Source organism: Afifella sp. JA880 (assembly GCF_025379905.1).
In the GTDB taxonomy this organism is placed as follows: domain Bacteria; phylum Pseudomonadota; class Alphaproteobacteria; order Rhizobiales; family Afifellaceae; genus Afifella; species Afifella aestuarii.
This window is the reverse complement of sequence record NZ_JAOANH010000001.1, coordinates 354569-373356: the sequence shown is the minus strand read 5'-3', so window position 1 is coordinate 373356 and position 18788 is coordinate 354569. Positions and strand designations below refer to the sequence as shown.

Sequence of the window (18788 nt, the reverse complement as noted above, 5' to 3'; positions counted from 1 at the left end):
GTAAGATGGCCTCGGTCTAGCCACAGCGCCGGGTGCTTGCAAGCATGGAACCGAGCGGCGGACAGTCAAGCGCGGCGGATGGGGAGCGGCCTTCGCAGGACGATCGCCGTATCGAAGGCTTCGTGCCGCCTGGCCGGCTCAGGCGCTTCCGCTACGGCGTGGCGTCTCACACCGCGCATCTCAGAGCACTGGCTGCCCGCGATTTCGAGGAGCGGCGCGGCTTTCTCTTCCTGGCGGTTGGCTTTTCTTGTGGCGCGGCCGCCTATTTCATTTTGCCGCGCGAGCCTTTGCTTTCCGCGCTTCTGCCCGCAGCCCTGGCTGCGGCGAGTGCCGCATGCCTCGCGTGGTGGCGCGGTGGCGGCGCCTATCCGTTGGTGCTCCTCGCCTGTTTTCTGGCCGGGATGTCCGCAGGCAAGCTTCGCGTTGAAAGCCTTCGCGCGCCGGTGCTCCAACATCCGCTGAGCACTGAAGTGACCGGCCGGGTGGTGGCTGTCGAAACCCGCGCTGAACGAACGCCGCGGGTCGTCCTCGACCAGGTGCGCATTGAGCGTCTTTCGGCCGAAGAGACGCCGCACAGGGTCCGGCTCACCTTGCGCACCGATCTGCCGCCGATTGGCGCAAGGGTGAAGGGGGCGGCGCGGCTGGCACCGCTGCCGGGCCCGGCGATCCCTGGGGGCTACGATCCTGCTCGGGCGGCGTTTTTCGATGGGATCGGCGCGTCGGGTTTCGTCTTCGGCACTCTGACGGTCGTCGAACCACCGAGCGGCGTCCATGTGTTCCTGGCGATTGCGGCCATCCGCCGAGCGATCGCAGAGCGGATCACCGACGCGGTGGCAGGCCCGCCCGCCGCAATCGCGGCAGCACTTCTCGTCGGCGATCGTGGCCAGATCGCGGATGCGGACGTCGACGCTCTGCGGATCGCGGGGCTTGCGCATATCCTCGCGATTTCGGGCCTGCATATGATGCTGATTGCCGGCACGGCCTTCTGGCTCGTGCGTGCGGTGCTGGCGTTGTCGGAACATATGGCGCTCGTTCTCCCGATTCGAAAAATCGCAGCGGCCGTAGCACTCGCCGTCGGCGCCTTCTATTTGTCGATCTCCGGTGGCAACGTGGCGACGATCCGCGCCTTCGTGATGCTTGCGGTCATGCTGACGGCCGTTTTTCTGGATCGTCCCGCTCTCTCACTGCGCAACCTCGCGATTGCAGCTTTCGTGGTCGTCGCGCTCCAGCCCGAGAGTGTGCTCGAACCGGGCTTCCAGATGTCCTTTCTGGCCGTCGCCGCCTTGGTGGCAGCCTGGGAAGCCTGGCGCGACCGTCCGCGCCAGGATCTTGCTGAACCCGCCCACGGGCTCTCGCGGCTTCTCCGCAGGCCTGTCGTGGCGATCGGTGCCGTCTGCTTGACCACGCTCGTCGCCGGTCTCGCCACATCGCCGTTCGCGGCTTTCCATTTCGGACGGCTCGCGTCCTACTCTCTCCTCGGCAATATCATTGCGATGCCGCTCGTCTCGCTCATCGTGATGCCGGCGGGGCTCATCAGCCTGATTGCGATGCCGTTCGGTCTGGAAACCGTGCCGTTGACCGTCATGGCCTGGGGCATCGATCTCGTCCTCGCTTCGGCGCATTTCGTAGCGTCATTGTCGGGCGCCACCGTTATCGTCCCGCCGTTTCCCGCGATCGCGCTCATTCTGATGTGCGGCGGGCTTCTGTGGCTCAGCCTCTGGCGCTCGCAGCTGCGCCTCTACGGCGTCGCACCACTCTTGCTGGGGGCGCTGCTTGCATGGCTTCTCGGCGCCAGGCCCGACCTTCTGGTGGATGAGGCGGGGAGGGCGGTTGCTGCCCGTGACGTCGCCGGACACCTCCAAATCGTCGGTGCACGGCAAGGCTCCTTCCTTGACGATGTCTGGCGGGAGGGCGAGGCGGAAGCCGCGGGAACCTCAGGCTTTCGTTGCGACGCCGAAGCCTGCGTTCTGGAGATGCCCGAAGGACTGACCCTTTCGCGCGTCACCGATCCGGTGGCCTTTTCGGAAGATTGTCGTCGCGTCGAGATTATCGTCACGCAGCTGCGCGCACCAAGAGATTGCGCCGCGCGCATCGTCATCGACCGCACCGCGCTCGCCACCCATGGAGCGCACGCTCTCTTTATGGAAATCAACCCCCCGGACGGTGTGGCTCCGCACCTTGACCTTCGCACATCGCGCCCATCCATCCGGCGACCGTGGCAGGGGTCGCCGGCACTCAAATGACGTCGAGGCCAGAAAGGCTGAGAAGCGCTCAGTAGCGGCGCAAAAGCCCTACGAGGCGACCCTGGATGCGGACCCTGTCCGGACCGAAGATGCGGGTCTCGTAGGCGGGGTTGGCAGCCTCAAGCGCGATCGATGCGCCTTTGCGGCGCAGCCGCTTCAAGGTCGCCTCTTCGTCGTCGATCAGCGCCACCACCACATCTCCACTGTCGGCACTGTCCTGACGACGAATGACCACGGTGTCCCCGTCGAGAATGCCGGCCTCGATCATGGAATCGCCGCGCACTTCGAGCGCGAAATGCTCCCCCTTCGAAAGGAGGTCCGGCGGCACGACGATGGAATGGCTCTGATTCTGAATGGCGGAGATCGGAACGCCGGCCGCAATCCGCCCCATGACCGGGACGCTCGCGCCTCGCTCACTCTCTTCGATGGCTTCTTCCTCAACGGGTTGGGGCGCCTTGCCGAGCCGGCCTTCGATTACGCTCGGCGTGAAGCCTCGCTGCTGCGGTCGCCCGAAACTCGGATTGACCGCATCGGGGAGGCGCAGAACTTCCAGCGCGCGTGCCCGATTCGGCAGCCGCTTGATGAAGCCACGCTCTTCCAGGGCGGTGATGAGGCGATGAATCCCGGATTTCGATTTCAGATCGAGCGCGTCCTTCATCTCGTCGAACGAGGGCGGCACGCCCGATTCCTTCAGTCTTTCATTGATGAAGAGCAGAAGCTCGAGCTGCTTCTTTGTCAGCATTGCCGTCCCCTCGCGATGCGAGTCGCGTCTCGTGTACAAATCACGAACGCACACTACCTGTTCATGGCGTGTTCCACAAGTCTTGGGGGCCGTGCGGGAGGTTACGAGAGGGCTTGCGCGAGATCGATGACGGCAACCACATCGCCGGCCCGGGCCGCTGGAGCAAAGGGAGAGCGAATGATGAGGGCGTCCGAACGGGCAAGCGTCGCAAGAAGAGACGAATCCTGCTCGTCAGCGACGGTGACGGCTGTCCGCCCCTGCCACTCAACGAAGCGCGCCCGTAGATATTGCTGGCGGTTGCCGACCTCAGGCAACGCTGCTGCAAGTGGCAACAGGCGTGTTGGCTCGCCGCCTTCGGCACCCTGCATCGCCCCGATAAGAGGCTTCAAAAAGACGAGTGCGCAAATGAGGGCGGAGACGGGGTTTCCGGGCAGGCCGAGCACCCGGGTGCGCCCGAGCGTACCGAACATGACCGGTTTGCCCGGCCGCATGGCGACCCGCCAGAAATCGACCTTGAGACCTTGCTCGGCGAGCGCCGGTTGGACGAGATCGTGGTCGCCGACCGAGGCGCCACCGATCACCACCAGGATATCGGCATCCGCCGCGCCTGCTGCAGCATCGGCAATCGCCTGTTTGTCGTCGACGGCGACGCCGAGATCGCGTGCGAGACCGCCACAGGCCACAACCATCGAGGCAATCGCCACGCCGTTCGAGGAGACGATCTGGTCTGGGCCTGGCTCTTCTCCGGGTTCGACGAGTTCGTCGCCGGTCGAAAGGATGGCCACGATTGGCCTCTGGCGTACCGGAACGATTGCATGGTTCATCGCTGCAGCAAGCGCCGTTTCGCGCGTCCCGATCCGGCGTCCGGCATGAAGAAGCGTCTCGCCCTCCCGGAAGTCGAAGGCCGCGGCGCGTATGTGCCGGCCTGCCGCCACCGGCTCCAGAACCTCGATGCGGTCGCCGTCGGCGCCGGCGTTTTCCTGAATGAGGATGGCATCGGCCCCGTCGGGGACAGGCGCTCCGGTGAAGATGCGAACCGTCTCCCCCATGCCAAGAGTTCCGGCAAAATGGGAGCCCGCGCGTGCTTCGCCGATCTGGCGCAGCCATGCGCCTGAGGGCGTATCCTGAGCGCGTACGGCATAGCCATCCATCGCAGACGCACGGAACGGCGGTTGGTTACGTCTCGCTGCAAGATCGCGCGCAAGCACCCGGCCGCGTGCTTCCGTCAGGGGGACACTCTCTTCCCCGAGGCGCGTGACGCCTTTGAGCATGCGGGCAACGGCATCTTCGACCGAAATCAGGCTCATGGGTCGGAACGCCAATCGCCGGAAGCGCCGCCGCTCTTCTCCTCCAGGCGAATATCGCCAATCGTCATGGCCCGGTCGACGGCCTTCGCCATGTCGTAGATGGTGAGACAGGCGACGGAAACCGCTGTGAGCGCTTCCATTTCGACCCCCGTCTTGGCATCCACACGTGCCATCGCACGCACCCGAAGGCCGGGAAGCTTCTCGTCGGGCAGAATATCGACGGCGATCTTCGACAAAGCCAGAGGATGACAGAGCGGGATGAGATCGGAAGTGCGCTTGGCAGCCATCACGCCCGCAATACGCGCGGTCGCGATGACGTCGCCCTTCTTCATGTCGCCCTCGCGAATGAGGCGCAGTGTCTCCGGCGCCATGCGAACGCTTCCGCTCGCGACGGCGATGCGCGTCGTCACCGCCTTGTCTCCGACATCGACCATTTCCGCGCGCCCATCGTCGGAAAGATGGGTGAGGTGATCTTTCATTTGGCGGCCTGCGGAGCCGGCGAGGCGAGGAGCCGGCGGGTTGCCTCGGCCACGTCGTCGGAGCGCATCAGGCTTTCGCCGACGAGGAAGGCGTGGATGCGGCAGGCTTTCAGGCGAGCGATATCCGCAGGCGAAAAAATACCGCTTTCTCCGACAATTAGCCGATCTTCCGGAATCAGTTTCGCAAGCCGTTCGGAAGTCGTCAGATCGGTGTGAAAGCTGCGCAGATCCCGGTTGTTGATCCCGATCATCGGCGAAGCGAGGGTGAGCGCGCGCTCGAGCTCCGGCTCGTTATGGACTTCGATAAGCACATCCATGCCATATTCGAAGACGCTGTCTTCGAGGGCTTTTGCTTCATCGTCGGAGACCGCAGCCATGATGATCAAGATGCAGTCCGCCCCCCAGGCGCGTGCCTCAGCCACCTGATAGGGCGTGAACATGAAGTCCTTGCGCAACGCCGGCAGGGAGACGGCCGCGCGTGCCGAGGTCAGAAATTCTGGCGCCCCCTGGAAGGACGGGGCATCGGTCAGAACGGAAAGACAGGCGGCGCCGCCGTCCTGATAGGCTTGTGCAAGTTCAGGCGGATTGAAATCCGGCCTGATCAGTCCCTTTGACGGGCTCGCTTTTTTGATCTCGGCAATGAGGCCAGGCTGGTCTGCCTCTGCCTTGCGACGCAGAGCGGCCAGAAAACCGCGCGGCGCTTCCTGATCGGCGAGGCGGGCTTTGAGCTCCTGAAGCGGGATGGCAGCCTCCGCGGCTTCGATCTCTTGCCGCTTGTAGCCTTCGATTTTCTTGAGGATGTCGTTCACGAGGCTGGGGCCGTTTCGTTGGAGACACGCAGGAGCGCTTCGAGCGCAGCTTTTGCCTTACCGGAATCGATCGATTCCTCGGCCATGTCGGCGGCTTCCTCGACGAGCTCGGACTTGCCGGCGACGATCAGAGCGGCTGCGGCATTGGCAACGACCACATCGCGGTAAGGACCGAGCTCACCGTCGAGAAGATCGCGCAGGGCGGCCGCGTTTTCCTCTGCCGTGCCGCCTTTCAGATCCTCCGGCAGCGCTTCTTTGACATCGAAATCCTGCGGATGGACCTCGAAGGTGCGGACATGCCCTTCCTTGAGCTCCGCGACATAGGTGCGTCCGGTGGTCGACACCTCGTCGATGCCGCCGGCATCCCCATAGGTGCCGTGCACCACCCATGCCGTTTCCGCGCCGAGATTTTTTAGCGCGTTGGCAATGGGTTCGACCCATTCCTTAGAGTAAACCCCGAGCATGTAGCGCTTCACTTTCGCCGGATTTGCAAGGGGTCCGAGGATGTTGAAGATCGTTCGCGTGCCGATTTCGACGCGTGAGGGACCGACATGGCGCATGGCGGCATGATGGTTCGGCGCGAACATGAAGCCGATGCCGGCCTCGCGGATACAGCGTGCGATACCTTCGGGCTTGAGATCGACATTGACGCCGAGTGCCGTGAGGCAGTCGGCGGCACCCGAGCGGGAGGAAAGGGCGCGGTTGCCGTGCTTGGCGACAGGAACGCCGACACCCGCAACGACGAGCGCTGCACCCGTCGAGATGTTATACGTGCCGGAGGCATCGCCGCCCGTGCCGACGATATCGATGGCGCCTTCGGGAGCCTCGACCGGCGTCATGCGAGAGCGCATCGATGTGACGGCGCCGGCGATCTCCTCGATCGTTTCACCGCGCACTCTGAGGCCCATCAAGACGGCACCGATCTGTGTCGGCGTCGCTTCGCCCGACATCATCACGTCGAAGGCCTGCTGCGCTTCGGCTTCGGTCAGGCTTTCACGATTGGCCAGCTTGGCAATCAGCGGCTTGAGATCGCTCATGAGAGCACCTTGGGGCTGGCGTCTGCCGCGCCCGTCGTCTGACGGAAACTTGCGGCGAGCTTCAGGAAATTGTCCAGAATGCGATGACCGTGTTCGGAGGCGATGCTCTCGGGGTGAAACTGCACCCCGTAGACCGGATGAGACCGGTGCTGCACGCCCATGATCACGCCATCGGCTGTATGCGCCGTCACCTCGAGGCTCTCCGGCATACTCTCCGGCAAGATGGTGAGAGAGTGATAGCGGGTCGCCTGGAACGGTCCGTTGATGCCGTGAAACACGCCCGCGCCCTCATGTTCGATAAGGGACAGCTTGCCATGCATGAGAGACGGTGCGCGCACCACTTCGCCACCATAGGCCTGACCAATCGCCTGATGGCCGAGGCACACGCCGAAGATCGGCATCTGGCCGTTCGCCTTCTTGATCAAGTCCAGCGAAACGCCGGCTTCGTTCGGGGTGCACGGGCCGGGGGAGAGAATGATGCCTTCGGGCTTGGCAGCGAGCACGTCTTCCGTCGACCATTCGTCATTGCGCAGAACCTTTGTCTCGGCGCCGAGTTCGCCAAGGTAATGCACGAGATTCCAGGTGAAAGAATCGTAGTTATCGATGACGATGAGCATGGGCGGCTCGCGTTTGTCTGTCATCTGCACGGATTAGGCGGGGAGGGCGCGGTGGTCAAGAAACGCCGCGCCGCACGGATGCAAGTGGCCGCTCAGACGCCGGAGACGCGCTATTGTCCGCGGCCGGCCTGGTTGGCGAAGCGGCGCGCCTCTTCGGCCGCGCGAAACAGCGCTTTTGCCTTGTTCACGCATTCCGCCTGTTCTGAATCCGGATCGGAATCGGCGACGATCCCGGCCCCGGCCTGAACATAGATGGTGTCATCTTTGACGACCGCGGTTCTCAAGACGATGCAGGTATCCATGTCACCGTCGGCCGTGAAATAGCCGACGCAGCCGGCGTAAGGACCGCGCTTCGATTCCTCCAGCTCGTCTATGATCTGCATCGCCCGGATTTTTGGTGCTCCGGAAACGGTGCCGGCCGGAAAGCCGCCGGCGAGGGCATCGATCGCGTCGCAATCCTTGCGCAGATCGCCTTCCACGTTGGAGACGATGTGCATCACCTGGCTGTAATGCTCGAGGAAAAATTTGTCGGTCACGTGCACCGAACCGATCTCGGCGACCCGCCCGACATCGTTGCGCCCGAGATCTAGGAGCATGAGATGCTCCGCGAGTTCCTTCGGGTCTGCCAGAAGCTCTTCGCCGAGGCGCTTATCCTCCGCCGCAGTGGCGCCGCGTGGTCTCGTGCCTGCGATCGGCCGGATGGTGACCTTGCCGGCGCGCGCCCGCACCAGGATCTCCGGGCTCGAGCCGACGATGGAGAAGCCGCCGAAATCGAGAAAATACAGAAACGGTGCCGGATTGACCCGCCGCAGAGCGCGGTAGAGCGAGAAGGCGGGAAGCGGGAAGGGCGTTTCGAAACGCTGCGACAGCACCACCTGAAAGATGTCTCCGGCGGCGATATATTCCTTCGCGCGGCGAACCTTCTCTTTGTAGGCTTCCGGAGTGGTGTTTGAGGTGGTGTCCGAAGCGAGCGGCACGTCGGCCGTTTCGACGCCGCGCTCCAGCGGTCGATCGAGCGCGTCGACGATTTCCGTGAGCAGATTGACGGCCGTTTCATACGCCGCCCGCGCCGCGACGCCGGGTGTCGGCCTGACGGGCGTGACGACGGTGAGCTCATCCTTGACCGCATCGAAGACGACAACGGCCTGCGGACGCATCAAGACGGCATCAGGCAGGTTGAGGCTGTCCGGTGGAACGTTCGGCAAACGCTCCATCTGACGCACCATGTCGTACCCGAGATAGCCGAAGACGCCGGCGCCCATCGAAGGCAGATCCTCCGGCACATCGACCCGGCTTTCGGCAAGGAGGGCGCGCAGAGCCTGCAGTGGCGGTTCGTCGAGTGGGGTAAAATCATCAAGATCGGGCGCGTGTGCGATTGCGGCCTGGCTTCCCTCCGCCTTGAATATGAGATCAGGTTGAAGCCCGATCATCGAATAGCGCCCCCGCACGGCACCGCCTTCGACCGATTCCAGGAGGAAGGAATTGGCGCGCCCGGCGGCGAGCTTCAGAAAGGCGGAGACGGGTGTCTCGAGATCGGCAACGAGACGGGTGTAAAGCAGTTGCGCTTTGCCCTCGCTGTAAAGCTGCTCGAAGGCGCCGAAGGCTGGCTCGACTTGCATGTTATTGCTGGCTTTCTCCAACGATCTGCCCGTAGATCGCCTGATTGACGGAGATCGATCGCTCGTTGATCAGATGGGCATTGTAGGCCTGCAAGAGGTCGCCGGCGATGGCTTCCCCGAGGCTGTCCCGCAATTGCGTGGCCCCTGCCGCTTCCTCGAAATACGCGGGCACGGTGACGCTGTCGACGTGCAGGAGGATCCGGTTCTGCGGATCTTTTCCTTCCGCGTTGGCCACGTGATTCTGCGGTCCGGCAAAGGCTTGCGCGACGGCATTCGGGCTGAGGGGGCTGTCGGGCTGCTGCGAGGCCGTGCGCGTCACACCTTCCGCCGTCTCGACGTCCTTGCCGATTTCGGAGGCGATCTCGGATAGCGGTGTCCCGCTCTTGAGACGGTCGAACAGGGCATTGGCGCGGTCGCGGATACGGGTGGCGCGTTGATCGGCCTGCCATGCGGCGACGACCTCCGGCTTGACCTCGTCGAGGGTGCGGTCGCGAGCCGGTGTGGTTTCGGTCACGTCGTAGAAATAGAACGTGTTCGTGCCGACATGGATTGGGTCGTTCTCAAGCCCGACATCGCTTTGAAAGGCGTCGGCGATCAGATCCCGGCCACCCGGCACGGAGACTTCGTTTCCGTCCGGCCCGGTCCCGTCCGCAGCGACCGCGTCGATCTTCTGGTAGGGAAGGTCGAGCTTCTGGGCGACTTCCTGAAGCGTTGCGCCACCGGCGCGTTCGTCCTCGATCTGATCGTAGAGCGAAAGAACCTCGTTGGAGCTTTGGCGCTCGGCCATCTCTTTTCGCAGTTCCGGCTCGACCGCAGAGAACGGTTGGGTGGAGCCTTCCTCGACATTCACAACCTTGATGATTGCCGGTCCGAGACGGGCGTCCAGGACCGGAACCGTTGCCCCTTCCTCTGCGGCAAAGGCGGCGTCAGCGACGCTCTGGTCCACGATTTCGGCCTTTGATTTCAGGCCGAGGTCAACGGCTGTGAGATTTCTCTCGCTTGCAACCTCTTCAAGCGTCTTGCCGGAGGAGATTTCGTCGGCAGCCTTCTTGGCATCTTCGGGATCGTTGAGCCGCAGCTGGAGAACGCGCCGCCGCTCGGGCGTCGAAAAGCGTTGAGACTGGCTGTCGTATTCTTTCCTGACATCTTCCTCGGAAATGGAGGCAGGATCTGCGATGGCGGCCGGCTCGAGCGCGATGATGCCGAGGGAGCGGTATTCCGGCGCTCGAAATTGCGACTGATTGTCCTCAAAGAAGGCCTGAAGGGTTGCATCGTCCGGCTCGCCCACCGCTTCGATCGCGCTCGTATCGACGATCACGTACGAGATCGTCCGCGCCTCGTTCTGATAGCGATAGAAGGCATCGAGCATCGGCTTCGGCGCGCTGACGTCACCGGCTATGGCGGAGGCGATCTGCCGGCGCACCATGCGCTCGCGCATATCGGCGATATAGTCTTCTTCGCGCAGTCCCGCGTTGGCGAGGAGGGTCCGGAAGCGCTGCCGGTCGAAGCGGCCGCCAACCCCCTGGAAAGTCGGATCGGAGGCGATCTCCTGAGCGAGCTTATCGTCGGAGACGCCGAGATTGTATTGCGAGGCCTGGTCGTCGAGGGCGGCTTCTGAGACGAGTTGCGAGAGAACCTGTTGAGGCAGGCCGATGTTGCGAGCCTGCTCCATCGTCATCACTTGGTTCATCTGCTGCGAGAATTGCTGCATGCGCTGGCGCAGCGCGCGGTCGAACTGGACCGCCGTCACCTCTTCGTCACCGACAGAGGCAAGCGTGCCCCGGCCATAGCCGCTGAACTGGTTCGCCACGCCCCAGATACCAAAGCTGACTACCAGCAGCCCCAGGAGCAGCTTGGCCATCCAGCCGCTTGTCGCTTGACGCATTCGATCGAGCATGGAACACCCTCGGCCCAACAAAAACGCCGGGCAAGAGCGCCCGGCCCGCGCATCATAGGCATCGGTCGGTGCCCTGCCAAGCACAGCGCCGCCGCCACTTCAACCCACAGGGACGACGCATCATGAAATGGGTGATCGGCAATTGGAAAATGAACGGCCTTTCGGAGAGCCTTCATGAGGCCCGTTCGATCGGAGACGGCATCGGCGGCTGGACCGGCAAAGTCGTTTCTATGGTCTGCCCGCCCGCGACTTTGATTGCACGCATGGCCATGCATTGTGCTGGCACGCCTCTCGAATTCGGTGGCCAGGACTGCCATGCGAAAGCCTCAGGCGCGCATACTGGGGATATCGCCGCCGAGATGCTGCATGACGCGGGTGCACGCGCAGTGATTCTCGGACATTCGGAACGCCGCACGGATCATAGCGAGACGAACGAAGAGGTGCGCGCGAAGGTCGATGCCGCATGGCGCGCTGCCCTGACGCCGATCGTCTGCGTCGGTGAAGTCGAAGCGGAGCGGGATGCGGGCCGTGCCGAAGCCGTGGTGGAAGAACAGCTCGCCGCCTCCCTGCCGGATGCCCTTCCGGCCCAGGAGAACGAAGACCTGATCGTCGCCTATGAACCGGTCTGGGCGATTGGCACCGGCCGTGTACCGACCGAGGCCGATATCGGTGCCATGCACGGCCAGATTCGCGCGCATCTTGTTAAGCGCTACGGCGAGGCGGGTCACCGCGTCCCGATCCTTTACGGAGGCTCGATGAAGCCGGACAACGCCAAAGCGATCATGTCCATCCCCGACGTCGATGGCGGTCTTGTCGGCGGCGCGAGCCTCAAGGCTGAGAGCTTCTTGGCGATCGCCGAAGCGGCTGCGGCAGCAGAAGCGGCCTAACCGCCTTTAAGTCGACACCGGCCTCGTGTAGAAGGCCGACCAAATTCCAAAAACGGCAATTGATCTGATGACTACTGTTGTGATCGTCATCCACCTGATGGTGGTTTTGGCCATGATCGCCCTTGTACTCCTGCAGCGCTCGGAAGGCGGTGCGCTCGGCATCGGCGGGGGCGGCGGCATGATGAGCGGCCGCAGCGCCGGCAATCTTCTGACGCGCTCGACCGCAATTCTGGCTGCGGCGTTCTTCGCGACTTCGATCGGGCTGACGGTCCTGGCGAGGCTCGATAGCGGGCCGAGCGACATCTTCGAACGCTTGCAGAACCGACCTGTCGCGCCGGCGACGACCACCGAGCCGAATGCGCCCGCGGCGCCTGCAGACACGTCCGGCGATCAGCCCGTGACGCCGCCGAGCGCGCCGAGCGGAGCGCAGGACGGACCGGGCGTCCTTGACGCTCTGAAGAGCTTGTCGAACTCTCCGCAGCCGATGCAGCCAACGTCGCCTTCGACGTCCGGCCCGCAGACGCCTCCGGCTGAAACGCCCTCTGAGGCTCCTGCCGATACGGCGCCCGAGCAGACTGCTCCCGAACAGACATCTCCTGCGCCTTCGGATGCTTCGTCCGACGCATCGTCGGCAGGCGACGACACGGGTAGCCCGGCAAGCGAGGCATCGCCTTCGGATGAGGCTGTGCCGTCCAATGCGGAAACTCCGGCGAGCGAAGACGCCCAGTCGGGCACCGGCAATTCGGCTGGTTCGCAGAATCCGGATCAGCCGCTCGGAGGCTCGGCCCAGTAATGCTGTTTGTCTCTTGGGCACCCGCCGCGTTCACCGCGGCGGTGGTGCCTTTGCGTCACAGCCGTGCCCTTCTGCACGGCTGTTTCATTTTCGACTCCACGAATCGTTCCAGCTTAGGTAAGCGTTGAGGCCCATGGCGCGGTACATCTTCATCACCGGCGGCGTGGTCTCCTCCCTCGGCAAAGGTCTCGCATCCGCAGCGCTCGGCGCGCTGCTGCAGGCCCGTGGCTATAAGGTCCGCCTCCGCAAACTCGACCCGTATCTGAATGTGGATCCGGGTACGATGAGCCCCTATCAGCACGGCGAGGTCTTCGTGACCGACGACGGCGCTGAGACCGATCTCGATCTTGGCCATTATGAGCGTTTCACCGGTCGCTCGGCCAATCAGCAGGACAACATCACGACCGGGCGGATTTATCAGGAAATCATCGCCAAGGAGCGGCGCGGCGACTATCTCGGCGCCACCGTTCAGGTGATCCCGCACGTGACGGATGCCATCAAGGAATTCGTCCTCGACGGCAACGAAGATTACGACTTCGTTCTGTGCGAGATCGGCGGAACCGTCGGCGACATCGAAGGCCTGCCGTTCTTCGAGGCGATTCGGCAGCTCGGCAACGAGCTGCCGCGTGGTCAGGCGATCTTCATCCATCTGACGCTGATGCCGTTCATTCCGGCGGCCGGCGAATTGAAGACGAAGCCGACGCAGCATTCCGTGAAGGAGCTGCGTTCGATCGGCATTCAGCCCGATATTCTCCTGGTGCGCTGCGACCGCCCGATCCCGGCCGCGGAGCGGCGCAAGCTCGCGCTTTTCTGCAATGTGCGTGAGAGCGCGGTGATCACGGCGGAAGACGTCGGCTCGATTTACGATGTGCCGCTCGTCTACCATCGCGAGGGGCTCGACGCCGAGGTGCTGGCCGCTTTCGGCATCGACTATGCCCGCGGCATGGAGATCACGCGCTGGCAGGACATCTCCGACACCATCCACAATCCGGAAGGTGAGGTGACGATCGCCATCGTCGGCAAATATACCGGCTTGAAGGACGCCTATAAATCGCTGAGCGAGGCGCTGCAGCACGGCGGCATCGCCAACAAGGTGAAGGTCAACCTCGAATGGATCGAGAGCGAGATCTTCGAGAAGGAAGATCCCGCACCCTGGCTCGAGCGCGTCAACGGCATTCTCGTCCCGGGCGGATTCGGTGAGCGCGGAGCGGAAGGCAAGATCGCTGCGGCGACCTTCGCACGCACGCGCAAGGTTCCTTATTTCGGCATCTGCTTCGGCATGCAGATGGCGGTGATCGAAGCTGCCAGGAATATGGCTGGCCTTGAGAACGCCAATTCGTCGGAGTTCGGAGCTACCGACGAGCCGGTCGTCGGGCTGATGACGGAATGGCTGAAGGGCAATCAGCTGGAGAAGCGGGCAGAGCAGGGCGATCTCGGCGGTACGATGCGACTTGGCGCCTATCCGGCCTCTCTGTCGGAGGGGAGCCGCATCGCGTCGATCTATGGCCGCAAAAACATCTCCGAGCGCCATCGCCACCGCTACGAGGTGAACATCGAATACCGAAAGCGGCTGGAAGAGGCGGGGCTCACCTTCGCCGGCATGTCACCCGACGGGCTGTTGCCGGAAACGGTGGAGCTCGCCGAGCATCCCTGGTTTATCGGAGTGCAGTACCATCCCGAGCTGAAATCGCGTCCGTTCGAGCCGCATCCGCTCTTTGCGTCCTTCATCGCCGCGGCCGTAGAGCAGAGCCGGCTGGTTTGATCTCGCAGGCGCGGGCCATTCCGGTGCCGCGCTTGTCCGAGCTTTTGCTGGCACCTATGCCTGCGGCCCTGAAATGATTGCCGAAAGACCACCATGCGTCCGATCGATCACCTCGTCTTGCCGGTTGCCGCGCTTGCTTCGGCGCGAGAGCGTCTGACCGAGCTCGGCTTCCAGGTCTCGCCGGATGCGCGGCATCCTTTCGGCACAGGCAACGCCCGCGTATTCTTCAAGAACCGCACCTATCTTGAGCCGATTGCCACGCTCGATCAGGCCGTGGTCGACAAGGGGATCGCCGAAGGGCTCGTCTTCCTCGACAGGATCGCGAAGGCGAGCGCACGTGCCCCGGAAGGCTTCGCGATGCTGGCCTTGAAGGGCGACGATGCGGAGGAAGCTCTGGACCTCTACCGGCAGAAAGGCTTTGGCGTCGGCGATCTCTTTTCGTTCGTCGGCAAGGCGCGCAACGATGCCGGCGAAGAAACCGAATATGGGGTGCGTCTTGCTTTCGCGGCCGATCCGAAAGCGCCGGAGGCCGCGATCTTCGTCTGTCAGCCTGTCGGCATGAGCGTGAATACCGGCACGCATTATTGTGACCACCCAAACGGATCAGAAGGCGTCGTCGCCGTCGCTGCGGTCGCCAAAAACCCGGCCGACTTTCATGTCTTTCTTTCGGCGGTGACCGGACAGCGTGAGCTGCGCGCAACGTCGTTTCTCGTCGAGGCGGAGCTTGGTTCGCAGAGGCTGCTCCTCATGACGCCGGCGGGGTTTGAAAACCGTTACGGCGCCACCGCTCCCGACCCAGGCGACGGCTTCGTCTTCGCTGCCTTCGAGGTCCTGGTCGACAATCTCGATAAGACGCGCGAGTTTGCGCCAGACGGGGTGCGCCATGGAGAGCGGCTGGTCGTGCCGCCGGCGCCAGGTCTCGGAACCGTCCTTGCTTTCGTGGAAAACCGATGAACGACACCGTGCAGCGTTTAGTCCCCAATGCGGTCGTTGAAGCCGGCAGCGTTAACTTCGGAAATCACCTGCCGTTTTCGCTTATCGCGGGACCCTGTCAGATGGAGAGCCGCGATCACGCCTTCGATATGGCGGGCGCGCTCAAAGAGATGACGCAACGGCTTGGGATCGGCCTCGTCTACAAGACGAGCTTCGACAAGGCGAACCGTACGAGCCTCTCCGGGCGCCGGGGCGTCGGGCTGGAGGCGGCGTTGCCGGTTTTCGCCGGCATCCGCAAGGAGCTCGACCTGCCGGTTCTGACCGACGTTCATGAGCGTGGGCAGTGCGCCGAAGTCGCCGAGGTCGTCGACATTTTGCAGATCCCAGCCTTCTTGTGCCGGCAGACGGATCTTCTCATCGCCGCCGCAGAGACCGGCCGTGTGGTGAACGTGAAAAAGGGCCAGTTCCTGGCGCCCTGGGACATGAAGAACGTTGTCGCCAAGCTCATGGCGAGTGGCAATCCAAACGTCCTTCTGACCGAGCGCGGCGTTTCCTTCGGCTACAATACCCTGGTGTCCGACATGCGCGCGCTGCCGCAAATGGCGGAGACCGGAGCACCGATCATTTTCGATGCAACGCATTCGGTGCAGCAGCCGGGCGGGCAGGGCGGCTCCTCAGGGGGCGATCGCCGCTTCGTTCCGGTACTTGCCCGCGCGGCAATCGCGGTGGGCGTTGCCGGGCTCTTTGTCGAGACGCACCAGGATCCCGACAACGCGCCCTCTGACGGGCCGAACATGGTGCCGCTTTCTGACATGGAAGCGATGCTTGAACGGCTGATGGCGCTCGATGCTGTGGTGAAAGCCTCGCCGAGCGGTAGGTAAGGTCTCGTCACGGCCGCGGCGAAAACGTGGCCGTGCCTTTTCCATGCCGAGATGCCGGAACGCTGGTCCGGGCCGCGCCGTATTGCCTCCAAACCTTTGACGAGATCGGGCCAAGCGCTGCACGTTCTGGCGGAATGCGGCCGTTTGCCGACAGGCTTTCATTATCTTTTTTTCATTCGTGCAGGTTCCCCATCTCCCTTAGCTTGGGGCCGCGAATGGTTGGGTGAGATCAACTCCAGCCAAGATCGACGCGAAAATGGGATGGTATTGATGCGCGTGCTTCTCGTTCCGGTCGCTCTCGCGATTTCCCTTGTGTCCGCGGCCTTTCTGATGGGGCGGCAGGCCGATGTGCAGACGACGCCGGCAATCGATGCTCCCCGACACGAGATTCGGATGGCCACCGGGCAAAGTCCGCATTTTTGGGTCGATTGGCCGTCTGAAGGCTGCGCGGCTTCCAAACGGGTTGTCGTCACCTATCGCGGTGAAACGTCGTTCTTCTGCGCTGACGATCTCGGACGGTCGAGCTAAAAGGTCCGCGACACGCGGAACGAAGGGCGTGAGCTGCGCGTCAGCTCTGCCGCCAGGGGGCTTTTGTTGCGCGCTCACATCGAATAGGAAAACGCCCTGAAGGGGGATCCCATATGACTGCGATCATAGACATTATTGGCCGCGAAATTCTCGACAGCCGCGGCAACCCGACCGTAGAGGTCGACGTGCTTCTTGAGGACGGATCGACGGGACGCGCCGCTGTGCCGTCCGGAGCCTCGACCGGCGTCCACGAAGCCCACGAGCTGCGCGACGGCGACAAGTCACGTTACGGCGGCAAAGGCGTTTTGAAGGCCGTCGAGGCGGTCAACAGCGAGATTTTTCAGGCGATCGGCGGCCGCGAGGCCGAGGAGCAGATCGCCATCGACCGCGCCATGATCGAGCTCGACGGCACAGAGAACAAGGGCCGGCTCGGCGCCAACGCCATTTTGGGCGTTTCTCTTGCTGTTGCCAAGGCTGCTGCGGCTGCCCGGGCTCTGCCGCTCTATCGCTATGTGGGCGGCGTCGCGGCGCGCACCCTGCCGGTGCCGATGATGAACATCGTCAATGGTGGTGCGCACGCCGATAACCCGATCGATTTCCAGGAATTCATGATCATGCCGGTCGGCGCCGACACCTTTGCCGACGCTCTGCGCATGGGCTCCGAGATCTTTCATCGCCTGAAGGCGTCCCTTCACGATGCTGGACACAACACCAATGTCGGTGATGAAGGCGGCTTCGCGCCGGGGCTCGCCTCGACCGACGAAGCGCTCGGTTTTGTCGTGAAGGCGATCGAGGCAGCCGGCTACAAGCCGGGCGAAGATGTCTACCTCGCGCTCGATCCGGCATCATCCGAGTTCTTCAAGGACGGAAAATACGTGCTGGAAGGCGAGGGGCGCACGCTCTCGCCGGCCGAGATGGTCGACTATTATGCTGATCTCGTCGCTCGCTATCCGATCGTCTCGATCGAAGACGGAATGGCCGAGGACGACTGGGACGGCTGGAAGATCATGACGGACAAGCTGGGCGACAAATGCCAGCTGGTCGGTGACGACCTCTTCGTGACCAACGTCAAGCGCCTGAAGCGCGGCATCGACGATGGCATCGCCAATTCGATCCTCGTCAAAGTCAACCAGATCGGCTCGCTGACGGAGACGATGGAAACGGTCGAGATGGCGCATTTTGCCGGCTACACCGCCGTCATGTCGCACCGTTCCGGCGAGACGGAAGACGCGACGATCGCTGACCTGGCCGTCGGCACCAATTGCGGACGCATCAAGACGGGCTCGCTGGCGCGCGCCGATCGGACCTCGAAGTACAATCAGCTTCTCAGGATCGAGCAGGATCTCGGCGCTTCTGCGCATTATGCGGGTCGCGCAGTTCTGAAGAAGTAATTTGCCGAAGGCCCGCTGCGCGTGACGTGGCGGGCCTTCAAAACTCAGGCCGCGAGCACCTCGAAAACGGCCGTATCGATCGTAAATGAGCCGTCGTCCTCGATGGCGAAGTGGCGGGTGACATGGCCGCTCGCCGACTTTTGCAGGAGACGAATCGCGGACGAGAATTCCGGTTCGGTTCCGATTCGCTCCACCCAGGACGCGAAGTCGAGCCGCAGCCGCGCGCCCATGCTGCGGCGGAGTGAGAAGCCCGCGCTCTGCAGTTCCCGCAGCCATTCTGAGATTGAATAGTCGCGCACATGCGAGGGGTCGCGCAAAAGCTCCACCGCCTGCAAATGCGTGTCGAGGAGCGGCGTGCCCGGAGAGACGACGTCCATGAAAATGGCCGTCGAACCTTCCTTCAGAATACGGCGCGCCTCCTGTAGAGCGCCTGGAAGATCGGTCCAGTGATGGGCGCTGAAGCGGCTTGCGACGAAGTCCGCCTCGCCATCGCCGAAGGGCAGGGTGTGGATGTCGCAAACTTGCGTCTCGATATTGGGAAGTCCGCGATTTCGTGCCGTCTCCGCCACAGCCGAGAGCATCTCCTGGGAGAGATCGCAGGCGACGACGCGGCGGGCGAAGCCCGCCATCGTGTAGCTGACATGCCCGCCGCCAGCACCAAGATCTATGGCCGTTTCCGGGTTAAGCTCGGCGATGCGTTCGGCAAGATAGGCAAGATCGGAGCCGCTCGCATGCACGGCGCTTGCCACATATGACGCGGCGCGAATGCCGAACTGGCGGTCGATGAGTACGTTCTGTGACATGCTCGAGGCCATGGGAGGTCCCTCTCAATCAGGCTTTTTGGGAACGCATGCGTCATATGC

General features: G+C 63.2%; 17 protein-coding genes. 8 read left to right on the top strand and 9 right to left on the bottom strand.

Annotated elements, in window-relative coordinates:
• Nucleotides 1-44 precede the first annotated feature (44 nt).
• Nucleotides 45-2243 (top strand): ComEC/Rec2 family competence protein, encoded by a 2199-nt coding sequence (locus NYQ83_RS01825; protein ID WP_261211858.1) that lies wholly within the window; start codon nt 45-47, stop codon nt 2241-2243.
• A gap of 28 nt (nt 2244-2271) precedes the next feature.
• On the opposite strand, the gene lexA is transcribed toward NYQ83_RS01825, so the two are convergent.
• The 8 genes from lexA to NYQ83_RS01785 all read right to left on the bottom strand — a co-directional run bounded on the left by lexA (nt 2272) and on the right by NYQ83_RS01785 (nt 10738).
• Nucleotides 2272-2985, bottom strand: a complete 714-nt coding sequence (lexA, locus tag NYQ83_RS01820) for a transcriptional repressor LexA (protein ID WP_261211856.1) — start codon at nt 2983-2985, stop codon at nt 2272-2274.
• A 101-nt stretch (nt 2986-3086) separates the two neighbouring features.
• Nucleotides 3087-4292 carry a gephyrin-like molybdotransferase Glp gene (gene glp / locus NYQ83_RS01815; protein WP_261211845.1) on the bottom strand — a complete coding sequence of 402 codons (1206 nt, stop codon included), beginning with the start codon at nt 4290-4292 and terminating at the stop codon, nt 3087-3089.
• On the bottom strand, nt 4289-4771 hold the full coding sequence (gene moaC / locus NYQ83_RS01810; protein WP_261211843.1) for a cyclic pyranopterin monophosphate synthase MoaC: 483 nt from the start codon (nt 4769-4771) through the stop codon (nt 4289-4291). Before moaC ends, glp begins: the two co-directional genes overlap by 4 nt.
• Nucleotides 4768-5580: an indole-3-glycerol phosphate synthase TrpC gene (gene trpC, locus NYQ83_RS01805; RefSeq protein WP_261211841.1), complete on the bottom strand. Its 813-nt coding sequence runs from the start codon at nt 5578-5580 to the stop codon at nt 4768-4770. Before trpC ends, moaC begins: the two co-directional genes overlap by 4 nt.
• Nucleotides 5577-6617 carry an anthranilate phosphoribosyltransferase gene (trpD, locus tag NYQ83_RS01800; RefSeq protein ID WP_261211835.1) on the bottom strand — a complete coding sequence of 347 codons (1041 nt, stop codon included), beginning with the start codon at nt 6615-6617 and terminating at the stop codon, nt 5577-5579. Before trpD ends, trpC begins: the two co-directional genes overlap by 4 nt.
• Nucleotides 6614-7234 (bottom strand): anthranilate synthase component II, encoded by a 621-nt coding sequence (locus NYQ83_RS01795; RefSeq protein ID WP_261213888.1) that lies wholly within the window; start codon nt 7232-7234, stop codon nt 6614-6616. The genes trpD and NYQ83_RS01795 overlap by 4 nt, the downstream gene beginning before the upstream one ends.
• A 110-nt stretch (nt 7235-7344) precedes the next feature.
• Nucleotides 7345-8853, bottom strand: a complete 1509-nt coding sequence (gene trpE / locus NYQ83_RS01790; RefSeq protein ID WP_261211833.1) for an anthranilate synthase component I — start codon at nt 8851-8853, stop codon at nt 7345-7347.
• Nucleotide 8854: 1 nt separating this feature from the next.
• Complete coding sequence (locus NYQ83_RS01785; RefSeq protein ID WP_261211831.1) at nt 8855-10738, bottom strand: peptidylprolyl isomerase; 1884 nt, start codon at nt 10736-10738, stop codon at nt 8855-8857.
• A gap of 134 nt (nt 10739-10872) precedes the next feature.
• Between NYQ83_RS01785 and tpiA the strand changes: the two genes are divergently transcribed.
• From tpiA to eno, 7 genes are all read left to right on the top strand, one after another.
• Complete coding sequence (gene tpiA, locus NYQ83_RS01780) at nt 10873-11637, top strand: triose-phosphate isomerase (protein ID WP_261211829.1); 765 nt, start codon at nt 10873-10875, stop codon at nt 11635-11637.
• A gap of 67 nt (nt 11638-11704) precedes the next feature.
• Nucleotides 11705-12430 carry a preprotein translocase subunit SecG gene (secG, locus tag NYQ83_RS01775; RefSeq protein ID WP_261211827.1) on the top strand — a complete coding sequence of 242 codons (726 nt, stop codon included), beginning with the start codon at nt 11705-11707 and terminating at the stop codon, nt 12428-12430.
• 133 nt (nt 12431-12563) lie between these two features.
• A complete protein-coding gene (locus NYQ83_RS01770; protein ID WP_261211826.1) occupies nt 12564-14192 on the top strand; it encodes a CTP synthase in 1629 nt (542 codons plus the stop codon).
• 93 nt (nt 14193-14285) lie between these two features.
• Nucleotides 14286-15146, top strand: a complete 861-nt coding sequence (locus NYQ83_RS01765; protein ID WP_261211824.1) for a VOC family protein — start codon at nt 14286-14288, stop codon at nt 15144-15146.
• Nucleotides 15143-16006, top strand: coding sequence for a 3-deoxy-8-phosphooctulonate synthase (gene kdsA, locus NYQ83_RS01760; protein ID WP_261211822.1), 864 nt, complete (start codon nt 15143-15145; stop codon nt 16004-16006). The genes NYQ83_RS01765 and kdsA overlap by 4 nt, the downstream gene beginning before the upstream one ends.
• A 51-nt stretch (nt 16007-16057) precedes the next feature.
• Complete coding sequence (locus NYQ83_RS01755) at nt 16058-16534, top strand: hypothetical protein (protein WP_261211821.1); 477 nt, start codon at nt 16058-16060, stop codon at nt 16532-16534.
• Nucleotides 16535-16647: 113 nt separating this feature from the next.
• Nucleotides 16648-17925, top strand: a complete 1278-nt coding sequence (gene eno, locus NYQ83_RS01750; RefSeq protein WP_261211819.1) for a phosphopyruvate hydratase — start codon at nt 16648-16650, stop codon at nt 17923-17925.
• A gap of 44 nt (nt 17926-17969) precedes the next feature.
• Here eno and NYQ83_RS01745 read toward each other — a convergent pair whose 3' ends face one another.
• A complete protein-coding gene (locus NYQ83_RS01745) occupies nt 17970-18740 on the bottom strand; it encodes a class I SAM-dependent methyltransferase (RefSeq protein WP_261211812.1) in 771 nt (256 codons plus the stop codon).
• Nucleotides 18741-18788: the final 48 nt, after the last annotated feature.